12 protein-coding genes are annotated in these 13,159 nt (G+C 28.7%); 11 read left to right on the top strand and 1 reads right to left on the bottom strand.

Features of this window, described 5'->3' with window-relative positions; genetic code table 11:
- Window positions 1–27 precede the first annotated feature (27 nt).
- From F3K33_RS25075 to rsmI, 3 genes are all read left to right on the top strand, one after another.
- Window positions 28–1,266: a C40 family peptidase gene (locus F3K33_RS25075; protein WP_039773087.1), complete on the top strand. Its 1,239-nt coding sequence runs from the start codon at window positions 28–30 to the stop codon at window positions 1,264–1,266.
- Between the two features lie 191 nt (window positions 1,267–1,457).
- Window positions 1,458–2,207, top strand: a complete 750-nt coding sequence (locus F3K33_RS25070) for a tRNA1(Val) (adenine(37)-N6)-methyltransferase (protein WP_023975329.1) — start codon at window positions 1,458–1,460, stop codon at window positions 2,205–2,207.
- Between the two features lies 1 nt (window position 2,208).
- Window positions 2,209–3,054, top strand: coding sequence for a 16S rRNA (cytidine(1402)-2'-O)-methyltransferase (gene rsmI, locus F3K33_RS25065; protein ID WP_023975328.1), 846 nt, complete (start codon window positions 2,209–2,211; stop codon window positions 3,052–3,054).
- Window positions 3,055–3,157: 103 nt separating this feature from the next.
- Here rsmI and F3K33_RS25060 read toward each other — a convergent pair whose 3' ends face one another.
- The gene (locus tag F3K33_RS25060; RefSeq protein WP_012061035.1) at window positions 3,158–3,403 is read right to left on the bottom strand and encodes an AbrB/MazE/SpoVT family DNA-binding domain-containing protein; all 246 of its coding nucleotides are present in this window, start codon (window positions 3,401–3,403) and stop codon (window positions 3,158–3,160) included.
- 550 nt (window positions 3,404–3,953) lie between these two features.
- On the opposite strand from F3K33_RS25060, the gene F3K33_RS25055 reads away from it, so the two are divergent.
- The 8 genes from F3K33_RS25055 to F3K33_RS25020 all read left to right on the top strand — a co-directional run bounded on the left by F3K33_RS25055 (window position 3,954) and on the right by F3K33_RS25020 (window position 13,116).
- Window positions 3,954–4,544, top strand: coding sequence for a DUF1836 domain-containing protein (locus F3K33_RS25055; protein WP_017212244.1), 591 nt, complete (start codon window positions 3,954–3,956; stop codon window positions 4,542–4,544).
- 156 nt (window positions 4,545–4,700) lie between these two features.
- Complete coding sequence (locus F3K33_RS25050) at window positions 4,701–6,986, top strand: ATP-dependent DNA helicase (RefSeq protein ID WP_039773085.1); 2,286 nt, start codon at window positions 4,701–4,703, stop codon at window positions 6,984–6,986.
- 237 nt (window positions 6,987–7,223) lie between these two features.
- Complete coding sequence (locus F3K33_RS25045) at window positions 7,224–8,405, top strand: DegT/DnrJ/EryC1/StrS family aminotransferase (RefSeq protein ID WP_039773083.1); 1,182 nt, start codon at window positions 7,224–7,226, stop codon at window positions 8,403–8,405.
- Window positions 8,406–8,490: 85 nt separating this feature from the next.
- On the top strand, window positions 8,491–9,066 hold the full coding sequence (locus F3K33_RS25040; protein WP_012061031.1) for an acyltransferase: 576 nt from the start codon (window positions 8,491–8,493) through the stop codon (window positions 9,064–9,066).
- 112 nt (window positions 9,067–9,178) lie between these two features.
- Window positions 9,179–10,495 (top strand): nucleotide sugar dehydrogenase, encoded by a 1,317-nt coding sequence (locus tag F3K33_RS25035; RefSeq protein WP_039773081.1) that lies wholly within the window; start codon window positions 9,179–9,181, stop codon window positions 10,493–10,495.
- A gap of 231 nt (window positions 10,496–10,726) precedes the next feature.
- Window positions 10,727–11,581, top strand: coding sequence for a YihY/virulence factor BrkB family protein (locus F3K33_RS25030; RefSeq protein ID WP_023975324.1), 855 nt, complete (start codon window positions 10,727–10,729; stop codon window positions 11,579–11,581).
- Window positions 11,582–11,680: 99 nt separating this feature from the next.
- Window positions 11,681–12,022, top strand: a complete 342-nt coding sequence (locus F3K33_RS25025; RefSeq protein WP_012061028.1) for a single-stranded DNA-binding protein — start codon at window positions 11,681–11,683, stop codon at window positions 12,020–12,022.
- Between the two features lie 764 nt (window positions 12,023–12,786).
- Entirely contained in the window at window positions 12,787–13,116 is a 330-nt protein-coding gene (locus F3K33_RS25020) for a DUF6514 family protein (RefSeq protein ID WP_017212238.1), read from the top strand.
- The last annotated feature ends 43 nt before the right edge of the window (window positions 13,117–13,159 follow it).

Raw genomic sequence — 13,159 nt, 5'->3', positions numbered from 1 at the left:
GGAGGGAAGGTTTAAAACCGATATTTAATGAGGAGTAGAATTCTAGCTATTATGTTAGCAACCGTAATCGTTGTAGGTAGCTCGATACCAGCGTTTGCGACGCCAGATAATCAACAGTTGAGTGATTCAAGACAGAAATATGCAGAAATTGAAAGCAAGATAACAGATATTCAGAATAAAATTGATGATTTAAATATGCAGATAGAGCCGCTACAATTAACAGTAGATAAGAATAAAAAAGAAATAACAACTATCAATAAAGTTATTGATAGTAGTACAAAAGACATTGAACAATATAAGAAAGAGATTAATACATTAGATTTAGCTTTAGGACAAAGAGTTAAAGCTATGTACATGTCAGGTGATTTAGAATTTGGTTACTTGAATTTTATACTTGAATCAGAATCAACAAGTGATTTCTTTTCTAGAGCAGAGGCAGTTAGTAAAATTATAGGAAAAGACAAATCTGCCATAGAAGATGTTACAAGTAAAAAGGAAGAATTAAATAACAAAATAAAATCCCTAGAAGATAAGAAAGATGAAATAGATAAACTTAATAAAGAAATACAAGTTAGCTTAAGTGAACTCGATGGAAAGAAAAAAGAAGCAGAAACTTTATCAAGTCAAGCTAAGGATGAAAAAAGTAAATTTGACTCACAATACTTATCACAATTAGAAAGAGAACTTGTAAAATCTCAATTTGATGTTATAGGTAACTCTAATAGTTCAGCTACTGATCTTCAAGGAGCAATTAATCAATTAAGAAATATTAGAGATAATCAAATTAAGAGTGAGATCGTTACTTCAGAGATAAATGATAAAATTGAAAAGGCTAAAACAATGGTAGCAGATAAAAAAGCAGCTGAAGTAAAAGTGGCAACGCCAAGTAGAGGCGGAGGCGGAAGAGTAGCTGCACCATCAGCAGGAAATGCTCAATCTATTCTAAATGAGGCATATGCACAGTTAGGAAAGCCTTATGTATGGGGTGCAACTGGAGATGCAAGTTTTGACTGTTCAGGATTTACTCAATATGTTTATGAGCATGCTGCAGGAGTAGATATAACAAGAACAACTTATTCTCAAATTGGAGTTGGACAACCAGTTAGCCAAGATCAGCTTCAACCTGGAGATTTGGTATTTACTCATCCAGGTCACGTTGGGATATATGTTGGTAATGGCCAAATGATTAACGCACCTCAAACAGGTGATGTGGTTAAAGTTGCGCCAGTTTATAGTTTTTATGCTGCAAGAAGAGTTCTTAAGTAGTTAACATAAGAAATTAGTTGTTAATATCTGATTTCAAATTATTGTCCTTCTGTAAAAGATCAGAAGGACTTTTTTTATTTTACTTGTATGATATAATGTGGAATATATACTTTAGAGATTAGGTATATACAAATATTGATATTAGATATTTTAAAGTAGAATATTGTAAAGTTAAGTAAAGGAAGAATAATATGAATAATAAATTGCAATATGTGAGAGATGATGAGACAGTAGATGATTTGCAACTTAAGGGATTAAATTTAATTCAAAAGAAGGAGGGATTTAAATTTGGTATAGATGCTGTTTTATTATCTGATTTTGCTTATATAAAAAATAAACATAAGGTGATGGATTTATGTACAGGAACTGGGATAATTCCATTTTTGATATATGGCAAATATAAGCCTGAGTGTGTATATGGATTAGAAATTCAAGAAGATATGGTAGATATGGCTAAAAGGAGTGTAAAATTAAATGAGCTTGAAGGAAATGTATGTTTTATAAATGAAGATTTAAAAAATATAGATTATCTAAAGACACTTGATAAGTTTGATGCAGTGACAGTAAATCCACCTTATAAACTAAACAATTCAGGAATTATAAATCCAAATGATAAGCTTGCTATAGCTAGGCATGAAATATTATGTAATTTAGAAGATGTGATTTCAGCAGCAAGAATTTTATTAAAGGATAATGGAAGACTCTTTATGATACATAGACCTGAAAGATTAGCGGATATTTTTATTTTAATGAGAAAATATAAAATAGAACCTAAAAGAGTAAAAATGATTCATCCTAAGGTAGGAAAAGCTCCTAATATTGTATTGATTGAAGGGCAAAGAGATGGGGGAGCCTATTTGAAGTGGGAAACGCCATTATATGTCTATGATGAAGATGGAAAATATACTAAAGAAATAGATTCAATATATTGGAGGTCATGATATGAAAAATGGAAAGTTGTATTTAGTGCCAACTCCTATTGGAAACTTAAAAGATATAACATTGAGGGCTCTAGAAACTTTAAGAGATGTTGATATTATAGCGGCTGAAGATACAAGACAAACGTTGAAATTATTAAATCATTTTGAGATAAAAAAACCACTGATAAGTTATCACAAATTTAATGAGCAAATAAAAAGTGATAAAATTATAGATTTACTAATGGAAGGTAATAATGTTGCTTTAGTTTCAGATGCTGGAACGCCAGGAATATCAGATCCGGGAAGTGTTATTGTTGGACGTTGCATAGAAAAAGAGATAAATTTCGAAGTACTTCCAGGAGCGACAGCTATAACTACGGCATTAGTTTATTCTGGATTAGACACAACTAAATTTTTATTTAGAGGTTTTTTGCCAAGAGAAAATAAAGAACGTAAAATAGTGACAAATGAACTATTACAAAGTCAGGAAACTATTATCTTTTACGAAGCACCGCATAGGCTGATAGATACGCTTGAATTCTTATTAGATACATTTGGAGATAGAAAGATTGCAGCATGCAGAGAATTAACTAAGATTTATCAACAAATACACAGGGGAACTTTAAAAGAAGTAATTCAGTATTTTCAGGAGAATAAACCAAGAGGAGAATTTGTTCTTGTTCTAGAAGGAAAAAGACTTGAAGAGATAAAGGAAGAGCAAAGGGAAGAGTGGATTCATTTATCTATTGAAGAGCATATAGTTAAATATATTAATGGTGGTGCGAGTAAGAAAGAGGCAATAAAGCTTGTAGCCAAGGAAAGAGAATTACCTAAAAGTGAAGTATATAAATTCTCAACTAATATATAATTAAGTTAAGAAAATAGACTATCTCAAATTAACTCTTGAGATAGTCTATTATTTATTGATTATATAATTAATTATATAATAGGAAATTAGAATATATCAAATACTATCTGTTTGTTTTAATTTCGTCTAAACATTTAGTACAGATATTCTTGCCTTTATAGTTAATTACGTCTCTTGCATCTCCACAGAAGATACAAGCTGGTTCGTATTTCTTTAAGATTATTTGCTCTCCGTCTACATAAATTTCTAATGCATCTTTTTCAGCAATATCTAATGTTCTTCTAAGTTCTATAGGAATAACTATTCTTCCTAATTCATCTACTCTTCTAACTACACCTGTTGATTTCATAAAAAATTCCTCCTAATTCCATGATTCGACATTCTACTATGATATATTACCAAGTATGTAATATAAAGTCAATGTATATTTTTAAATATTTATAAGAAATTACAAATTTCAACTTTAATAAACATCTTATATAAAATATACTACCATATTTTAGAAAAGTCAAGAGGGTTTATTTGTAAAATTATCATATTAATCCAAATTAATAAATTTGAGGAATCTAGATGTACCAATGGTTAGAGAAATGTATATGAATTATATTCATGATTATATAATAGTGAATTTACAAATAAAGTAATATAAGGCATATGTCCGCTTTTTTTGTAGAAATGCAAATACTATAAATAATAATGTCGATTGATTACATAAATTAGATATTTTTTATCAATACTATATTTAAAAAAAATTAGATATGTCGTATAATACTATTATTATACTAAGAGTATAAACTAGTAGAAAAATTTTTATATTACAATGTTTATAATAACTTGTAACAAGTTCATGATTACTATATAATATATAATATAGATTGAGAAAGAATAGGTGCATGATAATGGCAGGAAAATTTGATTCAGATTATATAAAAGAATTGGCTAAAGAAATGTCTAAAAGTACTTCCGTTTCATATGAAGATATTCCTAAATATGATTTGTTTTTATCCCAAGTAATCGATTATTTAAACGATAAGTTTGTTGATGAGAAGTTTACTAACAATATAGTTCAAAATTATACTAAAAGCGAAGTTATAACTAAGCCGGAAGATGGCAAAAAAAGAGGATATACAAAAATGCATTTAGTACAATTAGTACTGCTTAGCCATATGAGGCCCTTATTAACGACGGAAGAAATAAAGAAAGTTTTTCGGCTTGCATTTAATGAAATCAATGACAGAAGCGATGATATACTGTCATGGGAAGAGACATATAAAACTTTCACACAAATACAAAAGGAAAGTTTAGATAACTATTTAGATACGTTTATATCAAATGATGATAAATTAGAAGAGATAATAAAGAATTTTGAATTGAAAGATAATGATAAGGAAAGAATTAAAATTTTCCTATTAGTTCTTTCTTTAATAGCAGAAGCAAGTGTTATTAAAAAGTTAGTTCAAAAAATAGTTAAAGAGTATGAAGAAGAATAAATTATATGAGATAAAATATTTACAATAGCAATAAACTAAAAAACACTTACTTAATTAGAACTTGAATTTTGTTAGGCTAATTAAGTAAGTGTTTTATGACTATGTTTATGATTTAATATGGAAAATGTGATTTTAACTATAGTGAGGAATTAATTTATGGATAAAATTCTTATACGAGAGTCTGTGAGAAATTTAGTAGAATTTTGCTTGAAAAAAGGTGATATAGATAATAGGTTTTCTGGAAGTGCTAGGGCAGTAGAGGGAGTAAGAGCACATCAAAAGCTTCAGGAAGATAACGGAAGGATTTATGAGAACTATGAAAAGGAAGTATATTTAACTCATGAGTTTGAGACGAATAAAAGCTTGATCTATATTGAAGGAAGAGCAGATGGAATTATAACGGAAAGAGATAAAGTTATAATTGAAGAAATAAAATCAACTTATAAGAATTTTGCATACATTGATGATTTGAATGAGGTACATTGGGCTCAGGCAAAGGTGTATGCTTTTATTTATGGAAATCAAAATAATCTTGAAGAAATTTATGTGCGATTATCCTACATGCAGTTAGAAACGAATGAGGTTAAGAGTTTTGAAAAAAGATTTACTATAGGAGAATTAGAAGAATTTATATCTGATTTATTAAGAGAATATGAGAGATTTAGTGTTTTAATATTTAAATGGAAAAACATTAGAGATGAAACTATAAAAGTACTAAATTTTCCTTTTGAAAAATACAGAGAAGGTCAAAGGAAACTTATTAATGTTTCATATCAAACTATAAAAGAGGGGGAAATATTATTTGTTCAGGCACCGACAGGCATAGGAAAAACTATATCAACCATATTCCCAGCTGTAAAGGCTATAAGCGAAGGAATTGGAGAAAAAATTATATATTTGACGGCAAAGACGATAAATAGGGAAGTTGCAGAAGAAACTTTTGAAAGATTGCGTCAAGAAGGATTGAAATTTAGGACTATCACAATTACGGCAAAAGAGAAAACATGTATTAATGATGATTTTGATTGCAATCCAGAGAAGTGCATATATGCCAAAGACTATTATGGTAAAGTAAAAAAAGTAATTACAAATGTTATCGAAAGGGAAGAAAGAATTTCCACGGAAATATTGAAGGAATATGCCGAAAAATATCAAGTATGCCCATTTGAGCTATCTTTAGATATAAGTACTTATTGTGATGGAATTATAGGTGATTATAATTACATCTTTGATCCAAGAGTATCTTTGAGTAGAGTTCTAGAAAGCAAAGGAAATATAGTTTTGGTGGATGAAGCACATAATTTAATTGATAGGTCAAGAAATATGTATTCCGCATCCTTATATAAAAGTCAAATTCTAAATTGCAAAAAGATAACTAAGGGTAAACTAAATAAACTACATTCCTTATTGGGAAAGATTAATGATTATTTCATTGATTTAAGAAATGAATGCGACCATAGAGAAGTGAAATCATTTTATGAAGAGGAACATCCTAAGGAATTGAGTAAGTATTTGCAGTTATACTTAAAAGAAAGTGAAGAAGTGCTAGTAAGAGGAAATAGATTTGATGGTTATGAAGATATATTGAAATTATATTTTGATATAAATGCTTTTACTTCTACGACACAGCTCTATGATGAAAATTATAGGACTTGTATAGAAAAGGATTCTCAAGAAATCAAGTTGACTTTATATTGTGTAAATCCAGCTAAGAATTTAAGAGAATACTTAGGAAAATGCTACTCGGTAATATTTTTTTCTGCAACTATATCACCAATAAAATACTATGTAAATATGCTGGGCGGAGATGATAATACATATAGGTTAAAGCTTCCATCTCCTTTCAATAAAGAAAACTTAAAAGTTCATATTAGTCCTATTAATATTAGATATTCATATAGAAAAAGGACCTTATCATCAGTGAAAGATAAAATTTGTGGCTTTATAAAGCAGCAAATTGGAAACTACATGATTTTTTCACCATCATATGCATATATGGAAGAGTTATATAGCCATATGGAGGAGTCGAAGCTAGAAGAATTTAATCTTATGAAACAGAAACCTAATATGACGGAGGAAGAAAAAAGTGAATTTTTAAGAAGATTTAAGAATAGCAATAATTTATTAATGTTTTGTGTGCTTGGAGGGATGTTTTCAGAAGGAATAGATTTGCCTGGTGATCAGTTAATTGGAAGCATAATAATTGGAGTAGGATATCCTATGGTAGATATGACAAATGAAGTTATAAAGGATTTTTATAAAGAAGATGGTTATGACTATGCGTATGTATTTCCAGGAATAAATAAAATTCAGCAGGCTGTAGGAAGAGTTATAAGAACTGAGACGGACAAAGGAAGAGTTCTGCTTATTGATGATAGATATATAAATAATAAATATAGTGTTCTTTTACCAAATGAGTGGTATCCTATAAATAAATATTAAATTACCTATAGTTTTATGAAATAAGCTACTAGATTGTATTGTGCATTGTGAATTAAAAATAAGTATGTTAAAATATTCATGGTAGTTTTATGAAATAGTATATCTACATATAATTTTAGTATTTACACTACAATTTAAAAAATATTTAGTTATTGATATCGTCAGTCAGAAGTTTGAATCGGAGATATATTGGTGATGATTAATAACATATTAAAGTAGAATTAAGGAGCGAGGATAATGAATATTCCATTAATTGATTTAAAAGCTCAATATAAGTCTATTGCTGAAGATTTAGATAGAGTAACTAAAGAAGTGCTTTCTTCTGCGAATTATATTATGGGCAAGAATGTAATTGAATTTGAGAGAGAATTTGCAGAATATATAGGAGTTAAACATGCGATATCAGTGGCGAATGGAACTGATGCATTGGTTATTGCATTAAAATCTTTAGGAATAGGGAATGGAGATGAAGTAATAACTTCGACATTTACTTATTTTGCTTCAGCTGAAGCTATTTCAGCAGTAGGTGCAACGCCTGTTTTTGTTGATGTTGAAAAAGAAACATTTAATATAGATCCAACTAAAATAGAAGAAAAAATTACAAATAAAACAAAGGCTATTATACCAGTTCATATATTTGGACAATGTGCTAAGATGGATGAAATAAATGAAATAGCTAAGAAGCACAATTTAAAGATCGTAGAGGATGCTGCTCAAGCATCAGGTTCTAAATATAAAGGAAAGATGGCGGGAACTTTAGGTGATGCAGCATGTTTCTCATTCTTCCCAACTAAGAATCTTTCGTGTGCTGGCGATGGCGGCATGATAGTGACAAATGATGATAATATAGCAACAATAGCAAAAGCTTTAAGAACACATGGAAGTGGAGAAACTGGACAAAAAGCTTATAATTTGCTAAATAATATAAATGATGAGATAGAGACGTCTAAAGATGGTGACGATACTGTATATAATGCTTTAAAATACTATAATTATTTAATCGGGTTCAACTCTAGGTTAGATGCTATTCAAGCAGCAATTCTAAGAGTAAAATTACCACATTTAGATGATTGGAATAGTAGAAGAAGAGAAGTAGCAAAAATATATAATGAAAAATTAAAAGATTCTAATGTAGTTGTACCTACTGTTGATGAAGAAAATGAAACTATATATCATCAATATGTGTTACAATGCGAAAATAGAGAAGATATGATAAATAAACTTAAAGAAAATGGCATAGCAACTGGAGTTTATTATCCAGTCCCACTACATTTACAAAAAGTATATAAAGATCTAGGATATAAAGAAGGGGATATGCCGGTTGCAGAATATTTATCACATAGAACATTTGCAATACCAGTTTATCCAGAATTAACAGAAAACGAAATAAATTATATAGTTGAAAATATAAAGGCATAATATTAATATTGTAATATGCAAATTCCTATATATTTTGAACTTGAAGTTTACTTAAGGAAAATATTGATAAGTGCGAGGATTAATTATGGATAAGAATTATTTTGTACATGAATCAAGTTACATTGATAACGACGTAGTGATAGGTGACGGAACGAAGATTTGGCACTTCTCTCATATAATGAGTAATTCTGTAATTGGAGAAAAGTGTAATATAGGTCAAAACGTTGTAATATCGCCTGGTGTAAAAATTGGAGATGGGGTAAAGATACAAAATAATGTGTCTGTATATACAGGAGTTATTTGCGAAGATTATGTATTCTTAGGACCGTCTTGTGTGTTTACTAATGTAGTAAATCCAAGAAGCTTTATTGAAAGAAAAAGCGAGTATAAAGAAACTATAATTGGAAAAGGGGCTTCTATAGGTGCTAATGTAACAATTGTATGCGGTCATAATATAGGGAAATATGCATTAGTAGGTGCTGGAGCAGTAGTTACTAAACACATACCTGATTATGCCTTAGTAGTGGGCAATCCGGCAAGTATAATAGGATATGTATGTGAATGTGGAGAAAAATTAAACTTTAAAGATGAGCATGCAACTTGTAAAGCTTGTGGGAAAAAGTATAGCAAAGATAAAGAAAAAGTAGAATGTATAGATTAGAAAAACAGATTTTTATTTATTAACATTTCATTGTATAATTTGTTAATAAAACTTTTTAGTAAATTATGTTCTGTGGATAAAATTTTAGGCCGTAAATTACAGGAGGTATAAGATGTCATTATTAAAACAACAATTATTAGATAAAATAAATAATAAAACTGCAAAAGTTGGTGTGGTTGGTCTTGGATATGTTGGATTACCATTAGCTGTGGAAAAGGCTAATGCTGGTTATCAAACTATTGGATTTGATGTTCAAGATCAAAAGGTAAATATGGTTAATGAAGGAAAGAACTATATTGGGGATGTAGTGGATGAAAATTTAAAGAAGATAGTAGAAGAAAATACTTTAAGAGCTACTACTGACTTTAGTTTTGTTAAAGATGTAGACACTATTTGTATTTGCGTGCCTACTCCATTAGATTTATATAAGCAACCAGATTTATCATATGTTGTAGAGTCAACAAAAAGTGTTGCACAATATCTACATAAAGGTATGCTTGTTATTCTTGAAAGTACTACATATCCAGGAACAACAGAAGAAGTTCTTAAGCCAATACTAGAAGAAAGTGGACTTAAATGTGGAGAAGACTTTTTCTTAGCCTTTTCACCAGAAAGAGTTGATCCAGGTAATAAGGACTTTAATACTAAAAATACTCCTAAAGTTGTTGGCGGTTGTACACCTGATTGCACAGAAGTTGCAGCAGCATTATATAGAAACATATTAGAGGGAGATATCCATACTGTATCATCTCCAGCCGTAGCTGAAATGGAAAAAATATTGGAAAATACATTTAGAAATATAAATATTGGATTAGCTAATGAAATGGCTATTTTATGTAATAGAATGGGAATAGATGTATGGGAAGTTATAGATGCAGCTAAGACCAAGCCATATGGATTTATGCCATTTTATCCAGGTCCAGGCTTAGGTGGACATTGTATTCCTCTTGATCCATTTTACTTAGAGTGGAAAGCAAAAGAATATGATTATCATACAAGATTAATAGAAACTTCAGGAGAAATAAATGATTCTATGCCTGAATTTGTATTAGATAATGTAATGAAGATTTTGAACAAGAATAAAAAGGCATTAAATGGTGCGAAAGTTCTTTTATTAGGAGTTGCATATAAGAATGATATCGATGATTATAGAGAATCTCCAGCATTCAAGGTAATAGAACTATTAGAAAAGAATGGTGCTGACTTAATGGTAAATGATCCGTATTGTCCAATTTCTAAATATAAGGGTAAGGTTTATAATTCTGTTGATTGGAAAGAGGTTATAAACGAGTCTGATATAGTAATTATAACTACAAATCATAGTTGTTACGATTACGAATCAATTGTGTCTAGAGCTAAAGTTGTTTATGATACTAGAAATGCAACCAAAAATGTTGTTAATAATAGAGAGAAGATTTATAAATTATAAGTTTTTCACGGTGTATATAAGCTGATTCTATGTAAGAATGGTATATTGATTCTAATGAGTTACTATTAGTTAGAATATACTGTTTATAAAAAGAGCGCCTCCATAATTTTATGGAGGTGCTCTTTTATTTACATTTATTAATGGTACATATAATTTGTGAAAAGCGAATAAAATAAGTACTGCATAAAATAAATAGATTTTTAATTAATATAAATAGAAATTGGTGATTAAATGAAATATATAAAATTAAGTAGCAAAGTTAATTTAATTATACATCTTATAGTAAAAATTAAGAGGGACGATGTGTTTGCACTAGCATCTCAGTTAGCATATTATTTAATATTATCATTTTTCCCATTTATGTTATTTTTGATGACTTTGGCTGGATTTAGCAGCATAAGCTCTAAACAAATACTGGGACAATTAAATGTTATGCTTCCTAGGAGTGTATTGGAATTAACTCAGTCAACTGTTATAGAGATATTTGACAATCAATATACTGGATTGTTAGGAATATCTATATTGTTAACGCTATGGACAGCGTCATCTGCATTTAAGGCCATAATAAAAAGCATAAATAAGGCGTACAACTTTAAAGAAGAAAGGTCATTTATTAAACTTTCAATTATTTCTATGTTAGGAATATTAGCATTAGCTGTAACTATAATTCTAGCTTTAACAGCGTTAGTATTTGGAAATGTAATAGGCGATTATATTAAAAGTATCAATCCATTTTATGAAATAATATTGATTATTTGGAATATATTCAGATATACTTTTATATTAGCGATAATGATATCTATATTTATTTGCGTTTATAAATTTGCTCCTGCTAAAAAGTTGGTATGGAAAGAGGTAATCGCAGGGTCTATATTTAGCACAGTGGGCTGGGTGTTAGTGTCCTTTGTTTTTTCATTTTATATCGATAATTTTAATAATTATTCTAGGTTTTATGGAAGTCTTGGTGCAGTATTTATACTTATGACATGGTTATTTTTAATATCAATAATATTCATCTTAGGAGTAGAGATAAATTTTGTTACATCTGAGTTAAGAGGTAGAAATCGAATGATTAGAAACAGGTAGACAATGATATTAAATTTTATTATAAAGTTTAATTTTTTATTGAATAGAAATTACCGAAGTGGGTATAACTTTAGAAGAAAAATATTCAGGAGGTAAAAGATGAATAAGATAATATTATTAGGAAGATTAGTTAAAGACCCTGAACTTAGGCACACTGAAAATGGAGAAAAAATTTATACCAAGTTTACAATTGCTGTGCAACGAAATTTTAGATTACCTGATGGAATTAGAGAAGCAGATTTTATACCTATAAAAGTTTGGGGAAAAAAAGCTGAAGTTATAGTAAAATATATGAAAAAGGGAAGCCTTATTACTTTAAGCGGTAGATTAAGAACTGGTAGTTATGAGGATAAGGAGGGAAATAGAAAGTATATAGCAGAGGTTATAGCAGAAGATTTTAAATTTCTTGAGAATAAGAAAAGTCAAACTGAGGCGTTGTAAAAATATTAGCCTAGTTGATTTTAATAATATAAGCTATATGGATAGATAAGTATATAACTATAAATATACTTATTTATAGAAGAGGTTATCTAATTGTTAGATATTATCAATGCGTTTAGATAACCTTTGTGATAACATAAAAAGTATATTTTTACTTACAAATAAAAGTATACTTAAAATAAATATTCTTTTAATAAAATGCTTGATTATAAAAAACGCTGATGATATTAGTTTAATTTAATAGAACTAAAAATGAATACTAAAGTCATTAAAGTAAGATAAGTAGTATTTATATAGAAATGAAAAAAATGTTTTTTATATTGTAACAATAAATGAAAAATATTTGTAGAAAAAGTGTTGTATTTATGTGAATATGTGTTATAATAATATTGTAAACGATATCTATTATATATTTTTCAATTATGGTGAAACAAAAAAAGAGATTATGAGGTAAAAAAAGAGCTATTGGCTCTTTTTTTATTTCTTTATGATAATTAATAAGATTTTAATTGTAAATAAAAACCATATTGAGTTTTTAAAAAATATATACAGTGCATTATTCGTCTGATTTCGACAAAAGACTTTTTTTATATGAAAATTTAAAGAATGTATATGTTGTAAAAAATAAAGGAAGAAGTTTTATTGTCAATAAAAAAAATATAAATCTTGAAAAAGAGGACATGCTTTGACAATTTATTGATACATTATGTGATACTATAGGTTTGTAAACAAGGAATTACTATCTTGAGGGAGTTGAAAGGGTTATGAATTTGGTTGAGGAATATACATCAATTAATAGTGATGCTGATGTAGAGTATAGATATGCATATAGGCTTATAAAAAAGGATTATAAGGGGATAACTGCATATGGAATTGAAGTTGAAAGAAAAGATTATATTGGTTTAAAAAATGTAAATTTAGAGAGAGAAAAGATAGATATAATATCAATTCATAGATACAAAGTAAAACAATTACTTATGAAATTGTTTAATAATCAGGTATCACCACTTCACTTAATTGATATTATAGGGACGTATGTGGATGAGCATGCTTATGAGTTTGATATTGGTATGGGAGAGAAAGTTATAAATTAATATTAAGGTATAGAAATAATTAAATATTTACGCTAGTATATGG

The organism is Clostridium beijerinckii (genome assembly GCF_008705175.1).
Taxonomy (GTDB): Bacteria; Bacillota; Clostridia; order Clostridiales; family Clostridiaceae; genus Clostridium; species Clostridium beijerinckii.
Note: the sequence above shows the minus strand (reverse complement) of the source record. Positions and strands in the feature narration are given on the sequence as shown.